General features: G+C 64.5%; 29 protein-coding genes and 1 tRNA gene. 19 read left to right on the top strand and 11 right to left on the bottom strand.

Features of this window, described 5'->3' with window-relative positions; translation table 11 throughout:
• Positions 1–289 precede the first annotated feature (289 nt).
• From FHY04_RS08570 to FHY04_RS08545, 6 genes are all read left to right on the top strand, one after another.
• Positions 290–943: a hypothetical protein gene (locus FHY04_RS08570; protein WP_183936201.1), complete on the top strand. Its 654-nt coding sequence runs from the start codon at positions 290–292 to the stop codon at positions 941–943.
• Positions 915–1,619, top strand: coding sequence for a GPO family capsid scaffolding protein (locus FHY04_RS08565; protein ID WP_183936120.1), 705 nt, complete (start codon positions 915–917; stop codon positions 1,617–1,619). Before FHY04_RS08570 ends, FHY04_RS08565 begins: the two co-directional genes overlap by 29 nt.
• A 49-nt stretch (positions 1,620–1,668) precedes the next feature.
• The gene (locus FHY04_RS08560) at positions 1,669–1,908 is read left to right on the top strand and encodes a P2 family phage major capsid protein (protein ID WP_183936119.1); all 240 of its coding nucleotides are present in this window, start codon (positions 1,669–1,671) and stop codon (positions 1,906–1,908) included.
• A gap of 135 nt (positions 1,909–2,043) precedes the next feature.
• A complete protein-coding gene (locus tag FHY04_RS08555; RefSeq protein ID WP_183936118.1) occupies positions 2,044–2,538 on the top strand; it encodes a phage tail protein in 495 nt (164 codons plus the stop codon).
• Positions 2,535–2,993, top strand: a complete 459-nt coding sequence (locus tag FHY04_RS08550) for a phage virion morphogenesis protein (protein ID WP_183936117.1) — start codon at positions 2,535–2,537, stop codon at positions 2,991–2,993. The genes FHY04_RS08555 and FHY04_RS08550 overlap by 4 nt, the downstream gene beginning before the upstream one ends.
• A gap of 594 nt (positions 2,994–3,587) precedes the next feature.
• Positions 3,588–3,842 (top strand): hypothetical protein, encoded by a 255-nt coding sequence (locus FHY04_RS08545; RefSeq protein ID WP_183936116.1) that lies wholly within the window; start codon positions 3,588–3,590, stop codon positions 3,840–3,842.
• Between the two features lie 185 nt (positions 3,843–4,027).
• Here FHY04_RS08545 and FHY04_RS08540 read toward each other — a convergent pair whose 3' ends face one another.
• The 3 genes from FHY04_RS08540 to FHY04_RS08530 form a co-directional block, all read right to left on the bottom strand.
• Positions 4,028–4,363 carry a helix-turn-helix transcriptional regulator gene (locus tag FHY04_RS08540; RefSeq protein ID WP_183936115.1) on the bottom strand — a complete coding sequence of 112 codons (336 nt, stop codon included), beginning with the start codon at positions 4,361–4,363 and terminating at the stop codon, positions 4,028–4,030.
• 456 nt (positions 4,364–4,819) lie between these two features.
• On the bottom strand, positions 4,820–6,952 hold the full coding sequence (locus FHY04_RS08535; RefSeq protein ID WP_260171394.1) for a S8 family peptidase: 2,133 nt from the start codon (positions 6,950–6,952) through the stop codon (positions 4,820–4,822).
• A 1,063-nt stretch (positions 6,953–8,015) separates the two neighbouring features.
• Positions 8,016–8,312: an immunity 53 family protein gene (locus tag FHY04_RS08530; protein WP_183936113.1), complete on the bottom strand. Its 297-nt coding sequence runs from the start codon at positions 8,310–8,312 to the stop codon at positions 8,016–8,018.
• A gap of 141 nt (positions 8,313–8,453) precedes the next feature.
• On the opposite strand from FHY04_RS08530, the gene FHY04_RS08525 reads away from it, so the two are divergent.
• From FHY04_RS08525 to FHY04_RS08470, 12 genes are all read left to right on the top strand, one after another.
• Positions 8,454–9,353 (top strand): baseplate J/gp47 family protein, encoded by a 900-nt coding sequence (locus FHY04_RS08525; RefSeq protein ID WP_183936112.1) that lies wholly within the window; start codon positions 8,454–8,456, stop codon positions 9,351–9,353.
• Positions 9,350–9,886 (top strand): phage tail protein I, encoded by a 537-nt coding sequence (locus FHY04_RS08520; protein ID WP_183936111.1) that lies wholly within the window; start codon positions 9,350–9,352, stop codon positions 9,884–9,886. The genes FHY04_RS08525 and FHY04_RS08520 overlap by 4 nt, the downstream gene beginning before the upstream one ends.
• Positions 9,887–9,896: 10 nt before the next feature.
• Positions 9,897–11,576, top strand: a complete 1,680-nt coding sequence (locus FHY04_RS08515) for a hypothetical protein (RefSeq protein ID WP_183936110.1) — start codon at positions 9,897–9,899, stop codon at positions 11,574–11,576.
• Between the two features lie 108 nt (positions 11,577–11,684).
• Positions 11,685–14,396, top strand: a complete 2,712-nt coding sequence (locus tag FHY04_RS08510; RefSeq protein WP_183936109.1) for a toprim domain-containing protein — start codon at positions 11,685–11,687, stop codon at positions 14,394–14,396.
• Between the two features lie 11 nt (positions 14,397–14,407).
• On the top strand, positions 14,408–14,830 hold the full coding sequence (locus tag FHY04_RS08505; protein WP_183936108.1) for a helix-turn-helix transcriptional regulator: 423 nt from the start codon (positions 14,408–14,410) through the stop codon (positions 14,828–14,830).
• Positions 14,830–14,982, top strand: a complete 153-nt coding sequence (locus FHY04_RS08500; RefSeq protein WP_183936107.1) for a hypothetical protein — start codon at positions 14,830–14,832, stop codon at positions 14,980–14,982. The genes FHY04_RS08505 and FHY04_RS08500 overlap by 1 nt, the downstream gene beginning before the upstream one ends.
• Positions 14,983–15,101: 119 nt before the next feature.
• Positions 15,102–15,347: a DUF2312 domain-containing protein gene (locus tag FHY04_RS08495; RefSeq protein WP_311724270.1), complete on the top strand. Its 246-nt coding sequence runs from the start codon at positions 15,102–15,104 to the stop codon at positions 15,345–15,347.
• Positions 15,347–15,883: a hypothetical protein gene (locus FHY04_RS08490; RefSeq protein WP_183936106.1), complete on the top strand. Its 537-nt coding sequence runs from the start codon at positions 15,347–15,349 to the stop codon at positions 15,881–15,883. The genes FHY04_RS08495 and FHY04_RS08490 overlap by 1 nt, the downstream gene beginning before the upstream one ends.
• On the top strand, positions 15,880–16,020 hold the full coding sequence (locus FHY04_RS08485; protein ID WP_183936105.1) for a hypothetical protein: 141 nt from the start codon (positions 15,880–15,882) through the stop codon (positions 16,018–16,020). Before FHY04_RS08490 ends, FHY04_RS08485 begins: the two co-directional genes overlap by 4 nt.
• Positions 16,020–16,214 (top strand): hypothetical protein, encoded by a 195-nt coding sequence (locus FHY04_RS08480; protein ID WP_183936104.1) that lies wholly within the window; start codon positions 16,020–16,022, stop codon positions 16,212–16,214. The genes FHY04_RS08485 and FHY04_RS08480 overlap by 1 nt, the downstream gene beginning before the upstream one ends.
• Positions 16,214–16,537: an excisionase family DNA-binding protein gene (locus FHY04_RS23040; protein WP_183936103.1), complete on the top strand. Its 324-nt coding sequence runs from the start codon at positions 16,214–16,216 to the stop codon at positions 16,535–16,537. Before FHY04_RS08480 ends, FHY04_RS23040 begins: the two co-directional genes overlap by 1 nt.
• A gap of 38 nt (positions 16,538–16,575) precedes the next feature.
• The gene (locus tag FHY04_RS08470) at positions 16,576–17,340 is read left to right on the top strand and encodes a site-specific integrase (protein ID WP_183936102.1); all 765 of its coding nucleotides are present in this window, start codon (positions 16,576–16,578) and stop codon (positions 17,338–17,340) included.
• Positions 17,341–17,414: 74 nt separating this feature from the next.
• Here the strand turns inward: FHY04_RS08470 and FHY04_RS08465 are convergent.
• The 6 genes from FHY04_RS08465 to FHY04_RS08440 form a co-directional block, all read right to left on the bottom strand.
• Positions 17,415–17,490 (bottom strand) — tRNA-Val (locus tag FHY04_RS08465).
• A gap of 75 nt (positions 17,491–17,565) precedes the next feature.
• A complete protein-coding gene (locus FHY04_RS08460; RefSeq protein WP_183936101.1) occupies positions 17,566–18,516 on the bottom strand; it encodes a hypothetical protein in 951 nt (316 codons plus the stop codon).
• 100 nt (positions 18,517–18,616) lie between these two features.
• The gene (locus FHY04_RS08455; protein WP_107930774.1) at positions 18,617–20,050 is read right to left on the bottom strand and encodes an NAD(P)(+) transhydrogenase (Re/Si-specific) subunit beta; all 1,434 of its coding nucleotides are present in this window, start codon (positions 20,048–20,050) and stop codon (positions 18,617–18,619) included.
• Between the two features lie 28 nt (positions 20,051–20,078).
• Entirely contained in the window at positions 20,079–20,372 is a 294-nt protein-coding gene (locus tag FHY04_RS08450) for an NAD(P) transhydrogenase subunit alpha (protein ID WP_031394789.1), read from the bottom strand.
• 69 nt (positions 20,373–20,441) lie between these two features.
• Positions 20,442–21,563: an NAD(P) transhydrogenase subunit alpha gene (locus FHY04_RS08445; protein WP_183936100.1), complete on the bottom strand. Its 1,122-nt coding sequence runs from the start codon at positions 21,561–21,563 to the stop codon at positions 20,442–20,444.
• A 4-nt stretch (positions 21,564–21,567) separates the two neighbouring features.
• Entirely contained in the window at positions 21,568–21,690 is a 123-nt protein-coding gene (locus FHY04_RS08440) for an aa3-type cytochrome c oxidase subunit IV (protein ID WP_031396100.1), read from the bottom strand.
• Between the two features lie 207 nt (positions 21,691–21,897).
• On the opposite strand from FHY04_RS08440, the gene FHY04_RS08435 reads away from it, so the two are divergent.
• A complete protein-coding gene (locus FHY04_RS08435; RefSeq protein ID WP_183936099.1) occupies positions 21,898–23,316 on the top strand; it encodes a sigma-54 dependent transcriptional regulator in 1,419 nt (472 codons plus the stop codon).
• Between the two features lie 42 nt (positions 23,317–23,358).
• On the opposite strand, the gene FHY04_RS08430 is transcribed toward FHY04_RS08435, so the two are convergent.
• Both FHY04_RS08430 and folP read right to left on the bottom strand, forming a co-directional pair.
• Entirely contained in the window at positions 23,359–24,243 is an 885-nt protein-coding gene (locus FHY04_RS08430; protein ID WP_031396098.1) for a bestrophin family protein, read from the bottom strand.
• A gap of 104 nt (positions 24,244–24,347) precedes the next feature.
• Entirely contained in the window at positions 24,348–25,406 is a 1,059-nt protein-coding gene (gene folP, locus FHY04_RS08425) for a dihydropteroate synthase (RefSeq protein ID WP_183936098.1), read from the bottom strand.
• Between the last annotated feature and the right edge of the window lie 35 nt (positions 25,407–25,441).

Here is a 25,441-nt window from a genome sequence, read left to right as displayed (position 1 = left end):
CGTGATGCGCAATTTGGCTGCGCCGAGCCCCCCGCATTCCAAGCCGAAATGGAGGAGGAATGGCCCGTGACGCGGGCTTGCGGGAAGTGATCGATAAGACCCTGCCAGGTGCATCAATCCGCATCAGCAGACGGACGTGAAAAGGGCCCAGAAACCCACGGTTTTCCTAGGGCTCGCATCAAATCTGGGTTTGCATCAAAAGAGACCCAAAAAGCCCGCGGGCGAGGCGGGGGTTCTTGCGCAGCTTCAGGGGTTCCGGAAGGACGCGCGGGCGCCTGCGTGAGGCAATTTGATCTCGGGCAAAATTTCGCGCAGCATTCCTGTAATCCAGCAAGTGATAATGAGCCCGGGGAACCAAGTGCACGTCGATCCAAGCAGTCGTCTCTATCGTTCAGTCGCGCTTGCCGCTGCACTCGCTTTGGCGGGATGCGGAGGAACCGATGGCGGATCGAATGGCCCGATTGCCGCAGTGCCTGCGCCGACGCCGACGCCGACGCCATCACCGACGCCTCCGACGACGACGACCACGATCGCGTTCACTACGCCGTCAGTTGCCAGGGAGATTGATAGCGGGGGCGGGCGGCGGGTGTCGGATGCGCTCCTCGACAACGGCGTACGTCTCCTCCTCACAGAGCCTGATACTATCAGCGCTGCAGTGATCGAAAATGCCACGTTTAACGGCAACGAGACTTACGAGGTCACGCAGCCCAATACGCCCGGCAGTTATCTTCAGCGATTTCCCAGCTCAAGTTTCACCGGGCGTGGCTCGAATTCGTTTGCCGGATCCGGTTCGGAACGGCTCGTTCCTCAACTCACGTTCCAAAATGGCGGCACCGCTATTCTTGTCCTTCCTCAACTAGAGGAAGCCCGAAAGACAGCCGCTACGGCCGTCAGCGGCGGAAATGTAACCGATCATGTCCGGCTGGCTGACGTGCGGATATAGCCCCGAGCCTCCCTTCAATGGCTATGGCTCGGTCATCGCCGTCAAGGCGCAGACCGACGACATCACGATCGCCGGCACGGTGGAGAAGCGCCGCGCGCTGTATTGCCAGGTCGACGCGAACGACCAGCTTGTCGCGCTCGTCGCCGCCAACCAGAAGCCCTATCCCTCGGTCGAGCTAACGCCGAGCTACGCCGGCACCGACAAGATCGGCCTCATCGGCTTGGCGTTCACTGACAAGCCGGCGTCGATCGCAACTGAATCGCTGCAGTTTTCGCGCAGCTCGCCTGGCACGCTTTTCGCCGCGGCATCCGAGAGCGTCCCGCTCGAATTCGAGGCAGCGCCTGCAGACGCGGAAAAGGTCGAAGGTGCCATTGCCGGCTTCTTCTCCGCGCTGGCGGCAACGCTGCGCGGCGGAAAGGCTGCGCCAGCCGCCCCCGCCGCTGAGACGCCTCCGGTCGCTGCAAACGACAATTTCGACGCTGCTGCATTCACCACGCAGCTGGGCACGGCTGTCGCCTCGTCGATCGCCGCGGCGGTGAAGCCGATGGCCGAAGGCTATGCCGAGCTGCAGGGTCAGTTCGCAACGCTGCAGGCCAAGCTCGAGGCGACGCCGGCCACCGACTTTAGCCGCACCCCCGCCAATGGCGGCGACGGCGAGCCCATCACCGACTGCTGACGCGCAGCTACCCCTCGACCCGACAAGAATACGCCCAGGAGCCGCCCCAATGCGCAATGCAACCCGCCAGAAGTACAACGCCTACACCGCCCAGATTGGCAAGCTGAACGCCGTTGAGGATCCAAGCCGTTCGTTCACCGTGGCGCCTGCGGTCGCGCAGACCCTGCGCGGCAAGATCCAGCAGTCGAGCGCGTTCCTCACCAGCATCAACATCATTCCCGTAACCGCCACGTCCACCGCGCACGATCACCGTAAATCGCCCCCTGATGAGCTTCATGACCAATTCTAAAACCAACACGAAAGGAGGTGATCCCATGCGTTATTGGCCCGCTGGCAAACCCATCCGTTGATCGACGCGCCCGGGTCGCAAGAGCCGGGCGACATCGTCTCGCAATGCATTACACCCTGAGACGAAGGACGTTCGTTGAAGAAGCCGGAAAGCCTGCGGCAGACGCTGCAGATGTTCGTGCCCGCTCTTGCGGCGGATCCGTCCAGATTGTCGATCTTCGTCGACAAGGGGCGGATCGCGGCAACCGCGGGGTCGCTCAGCCTTGAATATCGCTACACCGCCAATATCGTCGTGCAGGATTACGCGGGCGACGTTGACGATCTCATGGTGCCGATCCTGGCATGGATCGCCCAGCACCAACCCCAGCTATTGCAGCGCACCGACCAGGAGCCGTTCCGCTTCGAGTCCGAGCTGCTCGACGCGGAGACCGCCGATGTGTCGATCTTCATCGACCTTGACGAAGCCGTGCGCGTTTCGGCCAAAGAGGGCGGCGGTTTTACAGCAGAGCGCGCAGATCCTGCGGGCGATGCCGACAGCTTCGGGATCGGGTGCGTGCCCCTGTGGCAGCTCCTCATGGGTCTCGATGTCGTGGCACAGACCAATGATCCGCGCTTCGTGGATGACCAGTGAGCGACTTCGCGGACATGGAGGCGCTAGCCGGCGCACTGCTGCGACGTGTCGATGCCGGCGAACGCAGCAAGATCCTGCGCGTCATGGCGCGCACGCTCCGCAGCAGCCAGTTGGCACGCATTGCCCGTCAGCAGGATCCGGACGGCCAGCCTTTCGCCGCGCGCAAGGCGCAGCCCTCGGGTCGGCTGCGGCGAGGCGGGACGATCAAGCGCAAGGCGATGTTCCGCAAGCTGCGCAACACGTCCAATCTGAAAGCGGGATCGACAGACACCGAGGCGTGGGTCGGATTTAGCGGGCGTGCTGCCCGGATCGCACGCGTACACCAGGAGGGGCTCGAGGATGCGCCCGCGAAGGGTGCGAAGCCGGTCCGATACGCGCGACGCGTGCTGCTCGGCGACACGGAAGCGGACCGCCAGGTGCTGCTAGACATTCTGTTTGCGCACGTAACGGACTAGGTCGTGGACCGACAAAAGCGAATGACCGTTTTCGCCCATAACCGGACATTCCCTTCACGAGCATTCAACCTTCGGCGTGCTACGCGAAGATGCAGAATCATGAAGGCACGATAAATGGCATCACCATCTGAGCAATCGGCTGCATGGGGATGCTTGAAAGTAGGAGCTTCCTTCGCGCTTATAGCTCTCGCGTTGTTGGCTGCTGTGATATTCGAGTTAGGGGATTGCTGGACGCCTCCAAATAGCGCGGAAAGAGTCCGACTCATGAGGTTGACTTTTTACCCTCTATTGATTTCGGCTATTGCGATACCAATGGTATCGCGCATCTGGTGGATATCACCTGTCAGTCTCATTATTGCCTTCTCTATAATTAAGTTTATTTCCGAGTTTACAGATGTAAGTCATATTTGGGTCGGCCTTGTGCCGTGGTTTGGCATATGCGCGGGCCTAATCAGCGTGAGAACGCCTTCGAAACTTTAAAAGCCGGCTTCCTACCAAGTCCCGACGCTCGCGCTGCTGATCGGCATTAATTCGAAGCGGCCAGTCTGCTTTCGCCCATTAACAGACATTTCCATATCGACTACACAGAAGGAGATGGCCAAGACGCCCGACCCAAATCGTTTTCACCGAATTGTAGGCTGGGTCTTCGCTACTGGCTTTCTGATGCTTATCGGTCTGCCAGTGCTGCTAACCAGCACGATGGGCGAGTGTCTGCCTCACGACCATCTAGAGGTGTCCGACTGCCTTGCTAACAAGCGGATTGAGTTCTTCGCATTGATATTTGGCCTTCCGGTTCTGGCCACCGTGGTTGGCTGGCTGACGTACCGATGGAGCAGATTTCTTGGCTGACTATGATGTCCTGATCCGATCGACCAGAGTAGGAAGACGAGGATCGCGAACGGCAGCTTTCACCAATGTCGGCCATTCCGCTTCCGCCCAATAGCGGACATTGTTGGCTCAGCCATCCAGAGGCATTTCGTCCTCCTACACAACCACAGAATGGCCATTGCGAAGGGCATCATTTGCAGCCGATCCTAAGTCTTGATCACGATTTCTACGCGGTCGGGAGTGACGTCGAACAGCGTGGCTATCTGCCGTCGAAACTGTGTCAGGCGGTCATTGCGGCTTACTTCCGGTTGCGCCCCAGTCGACGGGGCCTCGGACGCCTCGTTGGCCTCGCCCGCGTGTCCCTTGATCTGCAGCCAGCTTACCTCCAGCACCTTCTCGAGTTTCAGCATGATCTGCATCCTGGGTATCACGCCGTTCTCTTCCCAGTTGTTCACGGCGGTCGGGCTGACGCCAACCCTCCGTGCCAATTCAGATTTGCTCAGTTCAGCCAGTTCGCGAAAGCGCTTGATGTTGGTGCCCACACACGCTCCTGAGTCCACGTTCGCTACTCCTCTATTGCCCTCAACTTCACTCATCATCTCAAAGATAAGTTTAAAAGTATAGTGAGGCTTTGTGGAATCTTGATCCGGACGGGCGGGGGCCTAGCCTCCTAGCGAGTTACAGGCTTGAATTGAATGATCGAGGATTCCCGAAAGCAGCCAGTCCGCTTTCCACCAAAAAGCGACATTCGGCCCGGCGATCGACCAAACTACTGCTGACGCCGTCGGGCTGCGAAATGGCGGACGGTCCGATATCTCCTCCTAACCCGGCTGCTCCGCGTAAAGTGTCAATTCGCCCTCAGCCTAAGCCGACCCCTTGCTGCTTCCGTCACCCTCTTCCTTGCATCGCTGAGATCACGTCCAAGGCTTGGCCACCGTCTTGCGACCATGACAGCCAATCCGACCGTATGGATCATTACAGTCCAGCTGCCCCGCGTGTCAGAATCCGCGGTTGAAGCGTACCGCCAAACCGTAATCGGTCGGAATATTCGCAAAATTGCCGGGGTCGCGGCGCAGGAACAGGTTGGATTCAAGTCCGCCGCCAAACGCTGGCAGGCTGTATCGGGCCTCGATATCAAGCTCGCGGCCACTTGGCGTAAGGTTCAGGCGCTGCGTGGTCCAGCCGGTTACCTGGCTGGTCGCATAGTCATAGTCGGTCGGCAGCGCGAGATCGATCCCGCCCCGTGCGACCCGCAGAGGCTGGGCGATGCGCAGGCCGATGCTGTCGGTGCCGAACAGGCCCGCCTTGCCGATATCGGCTGCGAATGCTCGGGTATGGAGCATGCCGCCGCCGTTGAGACCGCCGCGGATATGCATGCTGGACCAGCCTTGGCGAAACGAGCCGCCGATCGACCAGCCATCGCCGCCGTCGAGCCGCGCCTTGGCATCAGCAAACCAGCTTGCTGCACGCGCAGCACCTAGCCCGGCATCGAGTCTCGCACCTAGAAACGTATTCTGCTCGCTCATCCGGGTAGCCGAGACATACGTCGACACCGCGCCGAATTGCCGATCGACACCGATAGCGACGTGCTCATAGCCTGACCGCCGCCAGCCGGTACGCGCAAATCCATCTGCCTCGCGGCGCGACAGCACATCGCCGGTTTCAATCCCCGCAGTCACGCCGAACCCACCAAAACGCTGCCGCACCGCGCTCGACGCCCGCGCGCTGCTGTCGAAGCCGAGGCCCGACATGGTAGCAACGAGAAACGCCGGTTCATACTGGTCCGTCAGCTGCGCGGTTATTGCAGTCGATCCCTGCGCAACGCCGAGCCCGAACGACAGCGTCTCGCCAAGCCGTTGGGTCATCGTTGCGGCAATCGCGCGCGATTGCCCGGCGTCGAACCCGCTATTCGGACCAGCGTTTGGATAAACGTCGGCCCTGGTCAGGATCGACCGCGTATCATCATTGTCTGTGCTACCGGATCCGAAACCACGGGACTTCGGCACCAACGTCATCGACGCAGTCATGCCGCCACGCGCCACGGCAACCGCCCGGGTCCTTGATTGGAGCATGCCGCCCAACGTTGACGACGGTGCACTGCGCCCGATCGTCGGGGCAAGATCGGTCGCGAAGGCACGGGAGTAGCCGTCGAGGACGACCGCGCCCAACGACCCCTGCGCGGCATCGCCCATCGGTGCCGACAGCATGCCGTTGCTGACGAACGAGATCGCAGATCTCGACCCCGCGACCGACGTCGTCCCGAGCGGCTGGAATGCACGCGTCAGGTCGAGCACGCCATTGCCATAGATCGCGTCGACTCCTGCGGCGCCGGCATCGCGCGCACTCTTGAACAGGATGTCGACGATCTGCGCGCCATTAAGATTCGGGAACGCCTGCGCGAGCAAAGCAACGGCGCCGGAGATTTGCGGGGCGGCGAACGACGTTCCCGACCAGAGGAAATTAGCCCCGTTATTGTCCGGTGCGGGGACCCGCTCGCCGACTGCGGTGAGAAAATGTGCAGCGCCAGTGCCAGCCTTGTCACTGAACGTGGACAGCGTGTCGCCTGTACCGACCGAACCCGCGATAATCACCATGTTGCGAGCGATGCTGTCATTGGCGACATTGGTGAAGGGGTCGGGATTGTCGGTACCGTCGTTGCCTGCCGCGATCACCACGATGATCCCGGCCAGCGTCGCCCGGCCGACGGCATCCTTCAGGCTTTGCGGCATCGCCGATCCGCCAAGCGAGATATTGATGACCTTCGCACCTGCTGTCCGCGCGGTATCGACGCCGCGGGTGATCGCATCGGTGAAGAACTTGCAGCCCGATTCGGCGTCGTCCGTGGTGCCGCCGACGCAGGTGCCGGGGCGATCCGCGCGCAACACGATCAGCGTTGAGTCAAACGCGACGCCGTGCGTTCCGGTGCCATTGCGCCTTCCGGCGAGGGTGAAGGCAACGGCGGTGCCGTGCCCTCCCTCGTCGTCGATCGATGTGTTGCCGGCGACCCCGGTCGAGGCGGTGGAGATACGGCTACCGAACTCCTCGCTTTGCAGGTCGATGCCGCTGTCGATGACGCCGACGCCGATGCCCAGGCCGGTCGCACCCCTATTATAAGCTGCGAGCGCATTCATCGACACCGCACCCACCGTCGCGCGGTATTCGCGTGTGTCGGAATTCGTCGCTGTCGGAGCGGGTGTTGGTGTCGGTGTCGGTGTCGGTGTCGGAGTGGGCGTTGGTGTAGGAACAGGCGCTGGCGTGGTTGGCGGGACGGATGCGTCAGGCGGCGTCGGTGTCGAATTGATGCCACCACCGCCGCTGCCGCATGCACCGAGAAATAACCCGCAGCTCAATGCTGCCAATCGCAGGTGGCCCGCCTTCGTGCCGCGCATGACATCCGCCCTGTTTTATCACTCGTGATTTACTGGACTGAAAAGGGTTGCACTATGGTTACTGTCAGGAATTAATCGCAGATCTTCACCAGAGCGCTTTTCAGCCGAGCTGGATCATCAGGGATTCACGGCGATCGTTTGTGATTCGCGATCCGTGCTGGCGGAGGAGGCTGGTATGGTTGGGCCGAGCATTATCGCGTGATTTGCGGGACCGTGGCGTTGCTACTGTTAAAGGCAGGCTATCGTGCCGACGACTGGAACGGTTCGGCGCCAGCGCGGTGCGCTTTCCCAATCAACCATCCCGATCAGGAAAGGCAGCCGCGCCGCGGGAGGTCGGCTATCTTAGTCCGCCTTCCCATAACCGGACCGTCCGTTTTCCACCACAAAGCGACCTTCGGTCCGGTGATCGACCGGATGACCCCTAACGCCCACTTGCGGCCGTTCCTGAGCCATGGCTTAGTGCCCAAATGGCTGCTGATCCCGATACGAGTTCAAAAAGCAAGACGTGCTTTGAGGGGCGGCTAAGCAAGATCGTCAAGCATAAGCCGGCGGAGACACTGGAGTGATTTGGGTCTGGACGGCCATAGGCGTGGCAGTAGCAGCCTACTGCATTGTAACCGGCGTTATGTTTCTGCGACAAAAGCGCCATGTGTGGGGCGTCGCCGGAATTGTTCTAGGTGTGGCTGTCCTGTTCATGCCCGTGCCGGGAGTGACAGGCCCGGTGAAGATTGATCTACCCACCCGATAGGCAGCCATGTTGGTCGCACAACGATTGCATCCGAGCCACACTGTGTCCCTCCGCCCATTAAGCGACGTCTTTTGTCCAATCGCGGAAGGCTTCTAACAGCGAGCGAAGGTGAAGCGGCCCGCCAGCGCCATGAAACGCGTTGTCGTCCGTCCAGCACGTCCACCAATCCGTCTCGTGTTCATAGTTGTGAGTGACGCGCTCCAGCACACGACCGTCGCAGTCGGTTCCCGCCAGTTCCACTTTCAACGACCAACCGGGGTTGTCGATGGTGCCGATGCGGGGACCAAAGCCATGCTCCCAATCGCCATCGCACTGCGCTGCATACCAGCGCGCTAACCAGTCCAGCACGTCCATCTCCCAACGCTAATCGACCGACAGCGACATGGGAAGGAACGTCCGCTTCCCACCAATAATGGACATTCTGACTGGGTGTGAAATCCCATCCCACACCCAAGCATGATGGCGCTTGCCTGACCTGACCGACGACATGGCCCAATGGCTGAGCCGTCCACCTTCACCGCTGTCGATCTGTCGCGCCTGCCGGCGCCGACGATCGTCGAGACCCTCGATTACGACACGATCTACGGCCAGATGCTTGCTGCTCTGCAGGCGCTTGTGCCGACGTTCGATGCCACGGTCGAATCCGATCCCGCCATCAAGCTGCTCGAGGTCGCCGCGTACCGTGAGATGCTGCTGCGCGCCCGCGTGAATGATGCCGCGCGTGCGGTCATGCCCGCCTATGCGATCGGCGCGGATCTCGACAACCTCGCCGCTCTGATGGGCGTCGTGCGCCTGCTCATCACCCCCGCGAACGCCCAGACCAACGCCCCCGCGGTCTACGAAAGCGACGAGGACTTCCGGCGTCGCTTGGTGCTCGCGCCCGAGGGCTATTCCGTCGCCGGCCCTGAGGGCGCCTACATCTTCCACGCGCTGTCCGCCGCGTCGGACGTGCTCGACGCCAGCGCTACGAGCCCGACGACCGGGGAGGTACGCATCACCGTCCTGTCGCGCGTTGGCAACGGCGCGGCATCGCCCGCGTTGCTGGACACAGTGCTCAGCTACGTGTCGGCCGAGACACGGCGGCCGCTCACTGATTACGTCACGATCCAGTCGGCGCAGATCGTCGAATATGCGGTCACGGCATCAATCACGACATTTGCCGGTCCCGACGGCTCGATCGTCATCGCCGATGCCCGCGCGCGGCTCGCCGCCTACGTCGCCAACTCGCACCGCCTCGGCCGCGACATCACCCGCTCGGGGATCTTCGGGGCGCTCCATACCGAAGGCGTTCAGAACGTCGTGCTGACCAGCCCGGTTGCGGACATCGTGCTCGATCGTACGCAGGCGAGCTGGTGCACGGGCGTTACCGTCAATCATGCAGGTCTCGGCGAATGACGCTGTTGCCCCGCAACGCAAGCGAGCTCGAGCGCGCGCTCGAAGCCAGCATGGCGCGGCTCGCGGATGTTCCCGTGCCGCTACGCGACCTGTGGAACCCCGACACCTGCCCGGTCGACCTGCTGCCCTATCTGGCGTGGGCGCTGTCGATCGACAGCTGGTCGAGCGCCTGGTCGGAAACGGTGAAGCGCGCGCGCGTGCGCCAGGCGCTAGCGATCCAGCGCCGCAAGGGGACGTCCTCGTCGGTGCGCGACGTCATAGAGTCCTTCGGGGGCATCGTCGCGATCCGCGAATGGTGGCAGATGGAGCCGCCCGGCGAGCCGCACACCTTCAGCCTCGTCCTCAACGTCACCAACGAACAGGGCGCGCCGGCAGACGCCGGCTACGTCGATGCCGTGATCGCCGAGGTCTACCGGACCAAACCCGTCCGCTCGCACTTCACCTTCAGCCAGGCGCTCAACGCAAGCGCTCAGGTCGGTGTGATCGGCGCAGCCCGCCCCGCGGCATTTGTCCGCCTTTCCCTTAGCGCCTGACGGAGTCGATATGGCCCTCACCCTTACGATCACCGATGCCGGCCGCGCGGCGCTCGTCAACGCCGCGCACAGCGGCACTAACGCGGTTCAGATCGCCGCGGTCGGCGTGTCAGGCGCGGGCGTGGCACCGCTGCCGACCAGCACGACGCTGCCCGGGGAATACAAGCGCATCGCGACGATCTCGGGGGCGGCAGTTGCCTCGGACATCATCCACCTCGTGGTGCGTGACGAGTCCGCCGACGCCTATCCGCTGCGCTCCTTCGCGCTGTACCTCGAAGACGGCACGATGTTCGCGATCTACGGCCAGGCCGATACGATCGTCGAGAAGTCGGCCGCGTCGCTGCTACTGCTCGCGATCGATATCGCGCTGGTCGGCGTGCCCGCCGACCGGATTACCTTCGGTAACGCCAACTTCCTCAATCCGCCTGCCACCACCGAGACGGCCGGCGTGATCGAGCTGGCAACCGACGCCGAGGCGGCAGCGATGGCCGATGCGGTGCGGGCGCTGACGCCGAAGAGCATGGCGGTGATCATGACGGCCGCGAACATCATTGCCCGCATGCTGACGGTCGACGGTTCGGGCTCAGGTCTCGATGCAGACATGCTCGATGGGCGGCACGCATCCGAGTTCGCGTTGCTGACCGGCGCGGCATTCGCAGGCGCGCTGTCGTCGTCGACCTTCGCCGCTGCAACCAACATCACCGCCGGCGCGACGGTCGCGGCAAACTCGGTGCTGATTGGCGGGCTCCCTGCCTGGCATCCGGGCAATGACGGTGCCGGATCCGGGCTCGACGCGGATCTACTGCGCGGCCAGACGCCGTCGTCGGGCGAAGGCGCAAACACCGTCATGACCCGCGACGGCAACGGCGACACGTCGGTGCGCAATCTCAACCTGTTCGCCCCGGTCGAGGCGATCAACGTCATCAACGTCGTCGTCACCGCAGCCGATGGGCGGACGCTGAAGAAGGTCACCGCCGAGACCTTCCTAAAGTCGCTCGATCTCGTCACCGCAGGCAACGGCGCGTCGTTTGCCAAGGCGCTCAGCGCGCCCTCGCTGACGATCCAGACCAACATCACCGCCGGCGCGACGGTCAGCGCCAATTCCTTCGTGGTAGGTGGGAGCCCTGTCTGGCACCCGTCGAATGACGGGGCAGGCTCGGGCCTCGACGCCGATCTGCTCGATGGGCAGCAGGGCGCTTGGTACGCCGATATCGCCGGACGGCTCGGCTATACACCCGCCCGGCGTAGCGGCGACACGTTCACCGGCCCATTCGGCCGCGATGCGCAGTTCTTCCTCGATCTGGCGGGTGGCAATGCCACGCTCACCATGGGCGACGGCGCGTCCGTCGTGTTCGACCGCGCCAACAATGCGTTCCGCTTCAACGTAGGCGGCGCCGAGCGGCTCGTCCTGACGCCTAACGGCATGTACGCGATCACGCCGATCATCAAAGGCAATGCGGGCATCCGCTACCGTTGTGAGAACGACACGTGCGGCCACGTCTTTGTTGCCGAGCTGCAGGTCATTCGCACGATCGTGCCGAGCGCTTGCCCGAACCCGGAGGTCCGCCTCCCTTTTGCCAATCCGAACATCTGCAGGACCCGGCCGTTGCCGGCGAATGACGACAACCGGACGCCAGCCAATGATGACGTCGTGACCTCGCCGGCCGCGACGACTCCCGCCCCCAGCTAAGCCAACGCGGCACCTCGCCGCAAACGACCCTGCACTGCCCTGATCCACCCGGCGCGACCCCCGTCGCCGGGAACGCCCTCCGCTTGCCCGAAAGACGTGCCCCCTCCCATGCGTTCAGATCTGCACAGAGACCTGCTGTCCCGCCTGAAGACCGACTTCGGCCTTCAGATGAAGGGCACCTATCTGCGGGGCGGCAAATGCCCGCCCGAGCATGGTGGTTGCGGCAAGAAGGAACTGTGGGCGAACGCCGAGAAGCCATGGGTCCTGCGCTGCGGCCGAGAGGACAAATGCGGCGAAACCTTCAGCGTCAAGCAGCTCTACCCCGAGATTTTCGACGACTGGTCGAAGCGTCACGTCAAGACGGCCGAGGCACCGAACGCCGCGGCTGACGCCTACCTGTCGCATGCGCGCGGCTTCGATCTGCTCGGTCTGCGCGGACTCTATACCCAGGAAGCCTATTTCGATCAGAAGCTGAATATCGGCTCAGCGACCGTCCGCTTCCCCTTGCCGGGCAGCACCTATTGGGAACGCCTGATCGACCAGCCCGGCCGGTTCGGGAAGAAGAAGGCGAACTTCGGGTACGGCGGATCGTACCGCGGCGAATGGTGGTCGATGCTGCCGATCGAGCAGCTCGCCGCGGCCGATACGATCTGGTGCGTCGAGGGCATCTTCGACTCGATCGCCATGATCCAGTCGGGCGGTCAGCCTGCCGTCAGCCTGATGAGCTGCAACAATTACCCCGAGAAGGCGCTCGGCGCGTTGCGCCGCGCTGCGGCGGATCTCGGCAAGGCGCCCCCAAAAATCATCTTCGCCTTTGACGTCGGCAAGGCAGGCGTCAGCTTCACCCGCAAGTTCGTCAAACAGGCGCGCGAGGACGGCTGGGAAGTCGGCGCCGCGCAGGTCCGTCCCGATGGCGAGGGTGAGAAGCGCGACTGGAACGACCTCGCGCTGGTCGACGAGCTGACAGCCGAACATCGCGCCGACTATCTCTACAACGGCGAGATCACCATCGCGACCGATGCGTCAGCAAAGGCGCTGCTGATCTACAAGCGCGATCGGTATCAGTCCTTCCCGCTCGTCTTCGGACGTCGCCAATTATGGGCCAATTTCTCGGTTGAGCGCATCAACCAGATCCAGCAGCAGTGGATGGAGAGCGACGACCCCGAGTTCGCCGCCTTCAAGGACATGTCACCGCTTGAGCGGGTCGACCGGGCCGCGGCCGAAGCGATCGACATCACCGAACTCGCCAATTGCGTGTTCCGCACCCTGTATTTCCAGAAGGACGCTGCGCTCGAGGAGGGCGCATACTTCCTTCGCGTCGACTTCCCGTCCGACCGCGCGACCGTCAAGGCGACGTTCTCGGGCTCGGCCGTCACGACCAGCGGTGAGTTCACCAAGCGGCTCGCATCAGTTGCGCCTGGCGCCCTCTGGACCGGGTCGCAGGCCCAGATCGCTCGTCTCATGCAGATGCAGTGGAGCGACATCCGCACCGTCGAGGCAATCCAGCACACCGGCTATTCGATCGAGCACAGCGCATGGATCTTCGGTGACATCGCCGTGCACAACGGCCGGGTCTTCGACCCCAACGAGGACGATTATTTCGTTCTCGGCAAACGCTCGGTTAAATTGCGCACGACCGATCGCCTGCTGCGCATCGCCTATGATGCCGACAAGCTCGACACGGCATGGGTCAACGATCTCGTCACTGCCTACCGCGGCAAGGGCGTCGTCGTTCTCGCCTTCTGGGTTCTGGCGCTTTTCGCCGAGCAGATCCGCAACATGCAGGACTCGCTCGCTTTCCTCGAGGCGACCGGCCTGCCCGGCACCGGCAAGTCGACGCTGCTCGAATTCCTGTGGAAGCTGTACGGGCGCGCCAACTATGAGGGCTTCGACCCGACCAAGGCCACCGGCGCTGGCATCGCACGCAGCATGGGGCAAGTTGGCAATCTCCCCGTCGTCCTGATCGAGGCCGATCGCGGCAAGGATAACCCGCACGCCAAGCGCTTCGAATGGGACGAGCTGAAGACCGCGTATAACGGTCGTGCCGTCCGGACGCGCGCTATCGCCAATGCCGGCATGGAGACCTTCGAGCCGCCCTTCCGCGGCGCGATCGTCATCGCCCAGAACGACGTCGTCGAGGGCTCGCCAGCCATCACCGAGCGAATCCTCGGCATCCATTTCGACAAGTCGCATTTCAGCGCGGCCGGCAAGCTCGCGGCCGAACGCCTCTCGGCCATGCCGATGGAGGACATCAGCGGCTTTCCAGTCCACGTCGCCCGACGCGAGGAGGATATCCTCGAGCGCTACCGCGCCGCCTTCGCCCACCATGAAACGGCGATGCTCAAGCATCCGGGGATCCGCAACGGGCGCCTGGCCAAGAATCACGCCCAGCTCGCCGCGATGCTCGACGCCATGCTCCTGGTCGTAAACATCGATCCCGCCGACGTCACAGACGCGCACCGCATGATCGTGACGATGCTCGAGCAGCGGCAGAAGGCGGTCGAGACGGATCACCCGCATGTCGAATGGTTCTGGGAGCGCGTCGATCACATGCGGGCGCTCGACGGCCCCGCTTGCGAACGGCCGATCAACCACAGTCGCACGCCGGACCTGCTCGCCGTCAGCCTCGTCCAATTCGAGCAGCGCTGCGGCGAACTGAACCAGCGCATGCCCTGTGCCGCCAACGAGCTGAAGCGCCTGCTGAAGTCGTCAAAGGCCCGCAAGTTCGAGGCCATCAAGACGGTCAACTCGATCACCGACAAGTCGGTGAACTGCTGGGTCTTCCGCAACCCTGACCACTCCACATCCCCCGCAAATTGAAGGATCGCCTGATGTTGCACGTCTCCATCCATGACCCCCGCCCCGGGAACACCATTGCCGCGCGAATCATGACGCCGGCCAACTACCTCCGCCTGCGGCGTAACGCAGCCGACCTGACGATCGCACAGATCGCGGAACAGCTGATGCCTCGCATCGCGTATCGGTCGATGACCGCAGCCTTCCTGCGCGCGCTCGAAACGGACGGATATACGGCCAAAAACCGCAGCCATATCGAGCGCCTGGCAAAGGTCTTCCCGCTCGATCCGGACGTCTATTTCCAGCTCGTCGAATCCCCCGCCGACGACATCCGGATCTGCTCGGGTTGCGGCTGCTCGGCCTATGACTCGTGCACCGTTGCTGATGGCCCCTGCCAGTGGCGCGCGCCCGACGCGTGCGGCGCCTGCCTCGATCGCGCAGCGCAGGACGCGGCGTGATGGCAAGCCTCCCGCCCCGCCCGGCCGACGACGATGACGGCTTTCAGACCTTCGTGATGATCGTCAGCGGCATAGCCACCGGCGCCGTCGTCACCGGCCTGATTGAAGCCGTCCGCACCCTCTCCCCCTTCATCGCGGAGCTGATCCGATGACCATGATGACCATGCGCACGGTGCGCGATGCTGGCGGAATGGTCCGTCACATGCCGACCCCGTTCCAGCCCACCGCCGCAACCACGAAGGGCCGCAAAAAGCGCGTCGTGCCCGATCCAATCCAGACGAACGGCGAGACCGCCGCGGAGGAGCTGCGGCTGCTCGTCGAGCGCGCCGAGCGAATCGTCGAGGAGATCAAGGGCGCGCAGGACGATCTGAAGGACGTCATCGCCGAGGCGAAGAGCCGCGGATACGACGGCAAGGCGCTGCGCAAGATCATGGCAATCCGCCTGAAGGCGAAGGAAGAGTTCCAGGAAGAGGAAGCCATCCTCGAGACCTACCTCCAAGCGCTGGGGATGATCTGATGCCTGCCCCACGCTGGCAGCATGATCACGAGCTGCTCGCCTGCGTTGCCTCGCAGCTGCACGCGCTTCGGATCACCGGCTATCCCGAACTGGTCGACGCCGGCCGAATGACCCCGCTCGCGGCAGCGGATGGCATCCGCATCATGGGCACGATCGCGTGCACCTGGTGGGCGATCGTCGACGGCCAGCCCGAGGCGGCGTGGACGCAGGATCCCGAGTTGGGTGGCGCATGGCCTTACGAGAGGCTTCACGCCCTCACGGTCGCAGCGCGCCGCCCCCGTGCCGCGGCTATCGAGTTGCCGAACGATTACGAGATCGTCGGCTTCGCGGACGCGATCGACACGCTGATCTGGTGGGAGACCGCGCAGCCAAGCGCCCGCCTGATCGCCGATTGCAATCGCGCCCTGCGCCAGCCGGCGCCGACGCCGGCGCCGATCGCCGCGATCGTCGCGCCCTCGGCCACCAAATCGACGGCGCCGATCGCGCCAGCCGCGCCCCGCGCCGGCATGCCTTTTCAATTCGGAGTAGCAGCATGACGACTGACACTGCCCCAAACCGCTGGCGCAAGGCCAAGATGGCACTCGCCACTGTCCTGGCCATCGTCCTCGCAATCATCTGTGCCCCCTTTGTGTTGCTCACGCTGCTCGCGAGTCTCTCGGACGGGCGCCGGTGATGGCGAGCTTCAGCCCATATCTTGAGCAGGAAGGCGAGCTTGCCCGCCTCGAGCGCGCCGCACGTATCCGCGTCCTGAGCGACATGGAAGCCGATCGCTACGCCGAGCTGATGTTCGCCGCCCAGAACCGGGGTTTCCGCCTCTACAATCGCCGCGCCGGCAGCAATGCTTTCGCCAAACGAAAGGCCGCATAGTGGGTATCGCACGTCCCTTTTCGCCCGAAACGCTCGCCGAGCGGTGGGGCTGTAGCTCAGATAAGGTTCGCCGGATGTATAGAGCCGGCGAGATTGAGGGCTTCAAACTCGGGAAGCTGATTCGCATCCCCGCTGCCGCTGTCGAAAGGTTCGAATGTCAGACTACCGAATTGCTCCCTATCGAGGATCTCTCGCCCTCGTCTTCAAAGACGCAGAGCGGGGACGCGTTCGGATCGCGCTTGGCACGGATGACCGAGGCCTCGCCGAGGCTCGCGCTCGTGACATCTGGGCCCACCGACATCGACCCGCGTCCGAAAGGATAGAGGATCTCTGGGCGGCGTATGTTGCCGACCGAAAAAAGGTGGTCACACGGACCGAGCGGTTTGACGGCCTATGGAAAGTCCTCGGTCCTCACTTTGGTCATCGTCTCGGTCGCGCCGTAAATCGGGACGACTGCCGCGCCTATCACAAAGCCCGACGTGCGGCCGGACGGACCGATAGCACCGCAAAAACAGAGCTTGAGTTTTTGCGGGCATGCCTCCGGCACCGTTATGGCGATGAAGCACCACAGCTTTGGATCCCGCCTGAAAGCGCTCCCCGCGACCGCTACCTGACAAAGGCGGAGGTCACGAAGCTGCTGGCGGCGATCGAGACCCCGCATGTTCGGCTTTATGCAATCCTCGCGATAACGACCGGCGCCCGCATGTCGGCGTTGCTAGATCTCACTTGGGACCGCGTCGACCTGGTCAGGGGAATAGCGAACTTCAACCCGGCCGGCCGGCACGTAAATAACAAGCGACGCACGGTCGTGCCGCTCAACACACGAGCACGTTTGGCACTTGGAGAGGCGCAACCCGCCGCACTTTCCGAGTTCGTAATTGAATATGCCGGCGCCCAAATCAAAAGCATCCGGCGCGCTATAACCGCTGCTGCCCGACGTGCCGGCGTTCCATGCTCGCCCCACGTTTTTCGTCACACGGCTGGCGTGTGGATGGCCGAGGCTGACGTGCCGATGCAAAAGATCGCGCAATATCTCGGGCATACGTCAACCCGCGTAACGGAGCGAACCTATGCGCGATACAGCCCCAGCTTCATGCAAGATGCCAGTGCAGCCCTCGATTTCTAAGCCGCGTGGTTCATATGAACCACGCGAACCACTCGGGAAAATGCTGGAGAACCGCTAAAAACGGCGGAAAACTATGGTGGGCGCTGACGGGTTCGAACCGCCGACCTACTCGGTGTAAACGAGCCGCTCTACCAGCTGAGCTAAGCGCCCTCTCGGGATGAGACCCTGAGGTGGGGGTCCGATGCCAAAGCTGCGGCGTCGGGGCAAGCCCCAAAGCACATGCGTTCAGGCGATCCGCAGTTCGTTGCGCAGGACCGCGCCGAAATAGCCACGCATTGCGTCGCGCGCGGGCGGCGACAGCGCCATATAGGCGCGGCGGCGATCATGCGGATCCGGCTGGCGTTCGAACAGCCCGCTATCGGTCATGCGCGCGATCCAGCGCAACGCCGTCGTCGGCGCGACGGCTGCGGCGATGCACAGGCTCGATACCGAGACACGGCGCCGCTCGAGATCGGCGGCGTAGAGATCGAGCAGCATGTCCCAACCCGGATCCTCGAACAGCGTGCCGCCAAAAAACTGGTCGCGAAGCCGCCGCGCGCGGATCGCGCGTCGAATGTCGGTCGCGTCGTGCTGCGTCGCCCCGGGCGCTGCCTGATAGGCGACCGATCGATCGCCGACGATCGCCGGGGGATCGGACGGTCGATCATGATCTGCCTGTGTCAGCCGGGCAAGCGCCTCGGCAATGCGCCCGACCTCCGCGCTCAGGCGCTCGAGCCGTGCCCCGTCGCTTTCGCGGGTGACGTCGAAGACCCCAGCAGGCTGGCGCGATCGTTCGATCGCGATCGCCACTGCGGCCACGCACTCGCCGATCCCGGGATCGACGAGCAGCGATGTCGCACCGCCCAGCGTCAGCGCGGTAATTGCGTCGATCTGGTCGGGCCGCAGCGCGACCACCAGCGCAGCATCGGTATCGGCGGCCCAGGCCACGATCTGTGCCATCCGTTCGGCGAGCAGCGGTGCGTTGATCCCCACCGTATCGACCAGAATGATACGCGGTGTCGCGGACCGATCGAGCAAGATGTGCCAGTCGATCCGGGCAATCAGGCGCCCGCCCAGCGCACCCAGCGCGGTCGCGAGCCGATCCCCTGCCCCCGCACCGCCAAAGTCCGCAATCAGAACCGCAGCGGCACCGCCATCATAGCGTATGTCCGCCGATAGCGTGTCGATCGCCGTCATTGCCGCATCCCCCGCCAGACGCAATTAGGCCATGGATCGTACCGGATTCACACGCCAAATGGGTCGGTTCTCGGCGGATCCGGCGGACAGGCGGACGCCGTCAGTCGAGCGCCTTGACGATGTCTTCGACCATCTTCTTCGCATCCGCCAGAAGCATCATCGTATTGTCGCGGTAGAACAAGTCGTTGTCGACACCGGCATAGCCGACCCCGCCCATCGACCGCTTGATGAACAGCACGGTCTTCGCCTTCTCGACGTCGAGCACCGGCATTCCATAGATTGGCGATGATTTGTCGGTCTTGGCCGCCGGATTGGTGACGTCGTTCGCGCCGATCACGAAAGCCACGTCGGTCTGCGCGAATTCGCTGTTGATGTCCTCGAGCTCGAACACGTCGTCATAGGGCACGTTCGCCTCCGCGAGCAGCACGTTCATGTGCCCCGGCATGCGCCCGGCGACGGGGTGGATCGCGTATTTCACGCGCACCCCTTCCGCCTTCAGCTTGTCGCCCATCTCGCGCAGGACGTGCTGCGCCTGGGCGACCGCCATGCCGTAGCCGGGCACGATGACGACCTGTTCGGCCTGGCTCATCAGGAAGGCGGCGTCCTCCGCCGAACCGCGCTTCCACGGGCGGTCGGTGGCGGTCGCGGGGCCGCCGGCATCGGCGGACTGTCCGAACCCGCCGGCGATCACGCTGATGAAGCTGCGGTTCATCGCCCGGCACATGATGTAGCTGAGGATCGCGCCCGACGAGCCGACCAGCGCGCCGGTGATGATCATCGCGGTGTTGTGGAGCGTGAAGCCCATCGCCGCCGCCGCCCAGCCCGAATAGGAATTGAGCATGCTGACGACCACCGGCATGTCGGCGCCGCCGATCGGTACGATCAGCAGGAAGCCGATCACGAAGCTCAAGGCCGTGATCGTCCAGAAGATCCACGGCTCCTGATTGGTGACGAAATAGGCGATCAGCCCGAGGATCGCGGCAAGCAGCGCGATGTTGATGACGTGGCGCCCGGGCAGCATGATCGGCTTGCCGCCCATGTTGCCGTTGAGTTTCAGGAAGGCGATGACCGAGCCCGAGAAGGTGATCGCGCCGATCGCGACGCCCAGCCCCAGTTCGATCCGACTGACCGGCCGAATGATCGCGACCGGATCGCCAAGCAGCGGGATCATCAGGTCCGAGATGCCGAATGCCTGCGGGTTGAGATAGGCCGCAACCCCGACCAGCACCGCGGCAAGCCCGACCAGCGAATGGAACGCGGCGACGAGCTGCGGCATCGCGGTCATCGCGATCCGCCGGGCGGTGACGAGCCCGATCGCGGCACCGATGCCGATCGCGACGACGATCTCCCAAATGCCGACATTGAGATGCGTGACCAGCGTCGTGACGACCGCGATCGTCATGCCGATCATGCCAAACCGGTTGCCGCGCTGGCTCGTCGCCGGGCTGGACAGACCACGCAGCGCGAGGATGAAGCACATGCCGGCGACGAGATAGGCCAGCGCGACCCAGGGGTTCACGGCTACGTCATGCATCACTCAGTTCCCCTCGGATCCGTAACGGTCACTTGGCGACCGGCCGTTCCTTTTTCTTGTACATCGCCAGCATCCGCGCGGTGACCGCAAAGCCGCCGAAGATGTTGACGCTCGCCAGCACGACCGCGAGCAGCCCGAGATATTTCGCGACCGGCGATCCCGCCGCGGCGGACGCGATCAGCGCGCCGACGATGATCACGCTGGAAATCGCGTTGGTCACCGCCATCAGCGGCGTGTGGAGCGCAGGCGTCACCGACCAGACGACATAATAGCCGACGAAGCAGGCCATGACGAAGATCGACAGGATCGCGATAAAGTCCATCTCAGCCCTCCTGAGCCCCGCGAATGTTGCGAATGTTGAGACGCAAACGGGGTTTTGTATCGTGCCGGGTCATGGCTGCAAACGCGGATTGACGATCGCGCCGTCGCGGGTCAGGCGAATCGCGTCGCCGATTTCCGCATCGAGCACCGGCCGCCCCGTCTCCTTGTCCCAGAAGGCACTGAGAAAATTGAACAAATTGCGGCTGAACAATGCGCTGGCGTCGGCACCGAGCCGGCTGGGGACGTTGCGGTGGCCGACGATCCTGACGCCGTTCACCTCGACGATCTCGCCCGCGACCGCACCCTCGACATTGCCGCCCTGTTCGACCGCGAGATCGACGATCACCGAGCCGGGCTTCATGCTCGCGACCTGCGTGGCCGAGATCAGCCGCGGCGCGGGGCGGCCGGGGATCAGCGCGGTGGTGATGACGATGTCCTGCCTGGCGATGTGCCCGGAGACGAGTTCGGCCTGCGCGGCCTGATATTCGGGGCTCATCTCGCCCGCATAGCCGCCCGTCCCCTCGCCCTCGATCCCGGCGACGCTTTCGACGAAGATCGGTTTCGCGCCGAGCGACTGGATCTGCTCACGCGTCGCGGCGCGGACGTCGGTGGCGGAGACCTGCGCACCGAGCCGGCGCGCGGTCGCGATTGCCTGAAGCCCGGCGACGCCGACCCCCATCACGAACACGCGCGCGGCGCTGATCGTCCCCGCCGCGGTCATCATCATCGGAAATGCCCGGCCATATTCGGCCGCCGCGTCGAGCACCGCCTTGTAGCCCGACAGGTTCGACTGCGAGGACAGGATGTCCATCGACTGCGCGCGGGTGATGCGCGGCATGAACTCCATCGCCAGCGCCTCGAGGCCCGTGGCGGCATAGGCATCGACCCGGGCGCGCTCGCCAAAGGGATTGAAGCTCGCGACGACCCATGCGCCGGGCGCGGCGCCTGCCAGCGTTGCCGGATCGGGCGCCTGCACGCCGAGCACGATGTCCGCACCCGAAACCGCCGCCGCCCGGTCGGTGACGCTCGCCCCCGCATCGGCATAGGCGGCGTCGGCGATCGACGCGGACTGGCCGGCCCCCGCCTCCACCGCGAGCGTCGCGCCCAGCGCGACGAACTTGCGGACGGTTTCGGGCGTCGCGGCAACCCGCCGCTCGCCGTCCACCTGCTCCTTGAGGACGGCGATCTTCATCGGATCAGGAAATCAGCCAGATGACGATCGCGACGATCACCGCACAGGCGATCGCGCCGATCTTCATCACACCGATGACGCTGTCATAGGTCGCAGCATGACCCTTGATGTTTGCATCGTCCGCCATGATCCGTCCCTCGCCATTCTGTTATCGGTGCGACCTTATCGGGCCGGTGCCCCAGCCTCAACCCCCGCGCTTCCAAACCCCGGCTTCACGCCGTCGTGCAGCCGCGGCGACATGGTCGGAGCGCATCGCAACCGCCCCAAAGCGATATTTAAGTCGCCCTTTACCTGAAAACGCTAAAGACTGTCCGCAAACGGGACAGGATTCGCCATGACGCGCAACGGGCAGCGCCTGCTACTATTGATCGACAACGAGCCTGCACAACGGCGGCTGGTGTCCGCACTGGCGTCGCGTGGCGGCTGGCGGACCGTGTTCGCGAGCGACGGCGAGATGGCGATCGCCACGCTCGGCACGCAGGACGGGATGCAGCTCGACGCGATCATCCTCGACCATTCCGCACCGCATGAGGACGCAACGGCGGTGATCGCCGAGCTGCGCAATCGTCGCCCGGCGCTGCCGATCCTGATGCTGACCGCGAACGGTTCGGTCGAGCATGCGGTGAACGCGATGCGCGCGGGCGCGACCGATTTCCTGGTCAAGCCGCTCGCGCCCGACCGGCTGCTCGCCTCGCTCGATGCGGTGGTCGCCGGCACGACCGCGGGCGAATTGCGCCCGCTGACCGAGAAGATCCCCGCACTGCTCGCGTTCGACGAGATCGTCGGCTCGTCGCCCGATTTCCGCGCCGCGCTGGCGATCGCCGCCAAGGCCGCGCGCGGCCGCGTCGCGATCCTGCTCGAAGGCGAAAGCGGAGTCGGCAAGGAGGTCGTCGCCGAGGCGATCCATGCGGCGTCGCCGCGCGCCAAACGCCCGATGATCAGCGTCAATTGCGGCGCGATCCCCGCCAATCTGGTCGAGAGCGAGCTGTTCGGGCACGAGGAAGGCGCCTTTACCGGCGCATTCGAGCGCAAGATCGGCCGGTTTCGCGAGGCGGACGGCGGCACGCTGTTCCTCGACGAGATCGGGGCGATGCCGATCGACGCGCAGATCAAGCTGCTCCATCTGCTCGATACGGGCGACGTGCATGCACTCGGTGCGCGGCATCCGCAGCAGGTCGACGTCCGGGTGATCGCCGCGAGCAACACGACGCTGATCGACGAGGTCGAGGCGGACCGGTTTCGCGAGGACCTCTATTACCGGCTGAACGCGGTGCAGGTGACGATCCCGCCGCTGCGCGAGCGAACCGGTGACATCCCGGCGCTTGCCCGCCATCTGCTCGCGCGGATCGCGCAGCAGCCGGGGCTGCGTCCGTTGGGCATCACCGACGATGCGCTGGCGCTGCTGGTCCAATATGACTGGCCGGGCAATGTCCGGCAGATGCAGAATGCGCTCTTCCGCGCCGCGGTGCTGTGCGAAAGTGACGCGCTGACGCGCGCCGATTTCCCGCAGATCGCGGCGCTGGGCAGCCGTCGCCGGCCCGAGCCCGCGACCGCAGCCGGCGGCGGTGGTGGTGTGACGCTGTTCAGTGCCGACGGGCATCTGCGCACGCTGGAGGAGATCGAATCGGACCTCATCCGGCTGGCCATCGGCCATTATCGCGGACGGATGACCGAGGTCGCGCGGCGGCTCGGGATCGGGCGGTCGACGCTGTACCGCAAGCTCGCCGAGCTCGGGATCGACAACGTCGCCTGACCCCGGGCGACGTTACCTTAAAATCGGATCAGGGGCGGCGACCTACCAGAGCACGCCCTTGACCGGCTTCAGCGGCTCGGGGGCCTCGTCACCGATCGCCTGGAGCAGGTCGATCTCGATCGTGCGGCACATCGCGTTGAGCGGCACGTCGTGGATCGTGTCGGCGAACGGATCGACGAGATCGTCGCCGATCTGAAGCACCGCGAGGAACATCAACCCTGCAATCGTCGACCCGATCGGGGTTGCGAAGCCGAGCGTCTCGACCAGCCCGATCGGCAGCAGGATGCAGAACAGCCGGGTGAAGAGCGTCGGGAAGAAGCGGTACTGGTTGGGCAGCGGGGTGTTCTTGATCCGCTCCATCCCGCCCTGCGCATTGGCGATATCGACCAGCAGCCGTTCGAACGACGCCTGCTGGATCGTGTCGATCCAGCCGTTGCGGCGGGCGATGTCGATCCGCCGTCCGGTGCCGTCGAGCAGGCCGTTGGCGGGATTGGTCCGCGCGAGGGCGAACGACGCCTCGTCCTCCGACAGGAACCGCAGGACATCGGGCGCGACCGGCTGGCGACGGAGCTGACAGCGCAGCGCGTTCACATAGGCGATCTGGCGCAGGACGATCGTCCGCTTGAGATCATGGCCTTCGGGTTCGGGCAGCAGGTTGCGCGTCATGCGGGCGAGACTGCGCGAGGCGTTGGTCATCAGCCCCCAGAGGCCGCGGCTTTCCCACCAGCGCTGATAGGCGGAATTGTCGCGAAAGCCGAGGAACAGCGCGAGCGCGGTGCCGAACAGCGTCAGCGGCAGCGACGGCGCATGAAAGGGCAGGACATAATAGGTGATGGTCACCACGACGTCCCAGACAAAGAGCCCGAGCAACGGGCGCCAGACTTCGCTGAGGATCTGGCTGAGGCGCGGTGTTGCGGTAACGATCAAACGAAAGGCTCCTTGCTGACGCCTTGTCTAATGCGCGATCGCGCATTTCGCTGCAATGCGGCGATATTCCGCCCCGAACATGTGACCAGAAGATCGGCGCCGGGTCAGCCGCCGACCAGCGCGAGGTCGCGCATCCCGCGCCAGACGCGCAGCGCCTGAACGGTCTCGGCGACGTCGTGGACGCGCAGGATCTGGACCCCCGCCTCGACGCCCTTGAGCGCGAGCGCGAGCGATCCGGCGAGCCGGTCGCCGACCGGGGCCTCGTTCGACAGTGCGCCGATCAGCCGCTTGCGGCTCGCCCCGAGCAGGATCGGGCAGCCAAGCCCGTGAAACATCGCCAGGTCGTTGAGCAGCGCGAGATTGTCGGCGAGCGTCTTGCCGAAGCCGATGCCGGGATCGACAATGATCCGCGTGCGATCGACGCCGCCCGCGACGACCGCGGCGATCCGCGCCTCGAGCCAGTCGAACACGTCGGTGACGACGTTTCCGTAGCCGGTCCGCCCGTGGCCGCCCTCGCGGGGGTCGGGCGAGTGCATCAGCACGACCGGACAACCGCTGGCGGCGACGACCTCGAGCGCGCGATCGTCCCACAGCAGGGCGGCGACGTCGTTGACGATATGCGCGCCGGCGGCGAGCGTCGCCGCCATCACGCCGGCCTTGCGCGTGTCGACCGAGACGATCGCGCCGGTGCGGGCGAGCCGCTCGACGACGGGGACGAGCCGGGCGATCTCGTCGCCTTCCCAGACCGCCGCCGCGCCGGGGCGGGTCGATTCGCCGCCGACGTCGATCATCGTCGCGCCCGCCGCGGCCATGTCGATCCCGGCGGCCGCGGCGGCGGCGGGGTCGTCGACATGCTTGCCGCCATCGGAGAAGCTGTCCGGGGTGACGTTGAGAATAGCGGCGACGAGCGGCTGGTCGAAGCGCAGCATGCGCTCGCCGAGCGCGAGCGGCGCGCGCGGCGCGGTGATCAGCGCGTGAAGATGCGCCGCGCGCTCGCCCTGCGTGGCGACGTCGGCGACGGGGATCGTGCGACGGGTCCCGCGCTCGATCACCTCATAGGCGGCGAACCACTGCATCCCGCCCGCAAGCCGCGCGACGCTGCCATCGGGATGGCCGATCGGGGTGTCGACGAACTGGACGGGGCGGAGGTGGAGGCTGGTCATGCCCCCCTTTTCCCCAAATCCGCATGCCGTTCAAA

This window comes from Sphingomonas sp. BK481, from assembly GCF_014194875.1.
Lineage (GTDB): Bacteria > Pseudomonadota > Alphaproteobacteria > Sphingomonadales > Sphingomonadaceae > Sphingomonas > Sphingomonas aerolata.
This window is presented reverse-complemented; position numbering and strand designations above follow the sequence as displayed.

Coding starts and splice junctions, on each gene's coding strand:
- FHY04_RS08535 (WP_260171394.1), bottom strand. CDS start 6,952: ATGAATGCGCTCGCAGCTTATAATAGGGGTGCGACCGGCCTGGGCATC.
- FHY04_RS08560 (WP_183936119.1), top strand. CDS start 1,669: ATGCGCAATGCAACCCGCCAGAAGTACAACGCCTACACCGCCCAGATT.
- FHY04_RS08525 (WP_183936112.1), top strand. CDS start 8,454: ATGGCTGAGCCGTCCACCTTCACCGCTGTCGATCTGTCGCGCCTGCCG.
- FHY04_RS08485 (WP_183936105.1), top strand. CDS start 15,880: ATGACGACTGACACTGCCCCAAACCGCTGGCGCAAGGCCAAGATGGCA.
- FHY04_RS08500 (WP_183936107.1), top strand. CDS start 14,830: ATGGCAAGCCTCCCGCCCCGCCCGGCCGACGACGATGACGGCTTTCAG.
- FHY04_RS08490 (WP_183936106.1), top strand. CDS start 15,347: ATGCCTGCCCCACGCTGGCAGCATGATCACGAGCTGCTCGCCTGCGTT.
- FHY04_RS08505 (WP_183936108.1), top strand. CDS start 14,408: ATGTTGCACGTCTCCATCCATGACCCCCGCCCCGGGAACACCATTGCC.
- FHY04_RS08480 (WP_183936104.1), top strand. CDS start 16,020: ATGGCGAGCTTCAGCCCATATCTTGAGCAGGAAGGCGAGCTTGCCCGC.
- FHY04_RS08460 (WP_183936101.1), bottom strand. CDS start 18,516: ATGACGGCGATCGACACGCTATCGGCGGACATACGCTATGATGGCGGT.
- FHY04_RS08455 (WP_107930774.1), bottom strand. CDS start 20,050: ATGCATGACGTAGCCGTGAACCCCTGGGTCGCGCTGGCCTATCTCGTC.
- FHY04_RS08565 (WP_183936120.1), top strand. CDS start 915: ATGTCCGGCTGGCTGACGTGCGGATATAGCCCCGAGCCTCCCTTCAAT.
- FHY04_RS08515 (WP_183936110.1), top strand. CDS start 9,897: ATGGCCCTCACCCTTACGATCACCGATGCCGGCCGCGCGGCGCTCGTC.
- FHY04_RS08520 (WP_183936111.1), top strand. CDS start 9,350: ATGACGCTGTTGCCCCGCAACGCAAGCGAGCTCGAGCGCGCGCTCGAA.
- FHY04_RS08510 (WP_183936109.1), top strand. CDS start 11,685: ATGCGTTCAGATCTGCACAGAGACCTGCTGTCCCGCCTGAAGACCGAC.
- FHY04_RS08450 (WP_031394789.1), bottom strand. CDS start 20,372: ATGGACTTTATCGCGATCCTGTCGATCTTCGTCATGGCCTGCTTCGTC.
- FHY04_RS08435 (WP_183936099.1), top strand. CDS start 21,898: ATGACGCGCAACGGGCAGCGCCTGCTACTATTGATCGACAACGAGCCT.
- FHY04_RS08545 (WP_183936116.1), top strand. CDS start 3,588: ATGGCCAAGACGCCCGACCCAAATCGTTTTCACCGAATTGTAGGCTGG.
- FHY04_RS08440 (WP_031396100.1), bottom strand. CDS start 21,690: ATGGCGGACGATGCAAACATCAAGGGTCATGCTGCGACCTATGACAGC.
- FHY04_RS08445 (WP_183936100.1), bottom strand. CDS start 21,563: ATGAAGATCGCCGTCCTCAAGGAGCAGGTGGACGGCGAGCGGCGGGTT.
- folP (WP_183936098.1), bottom strand. CDS start 25,406: ATGACCAGCCTCCACCTCCGCCCCGTCCAGTTCGTCGACACCCCGATC.
- FHY04_RS08530 (WP_183936113.1), bottom strand. CDS start 8,312: ATGGACGTGCTGGACTGGTTAGCGCGCTGGTATGCAGCGCAGTGCGAT.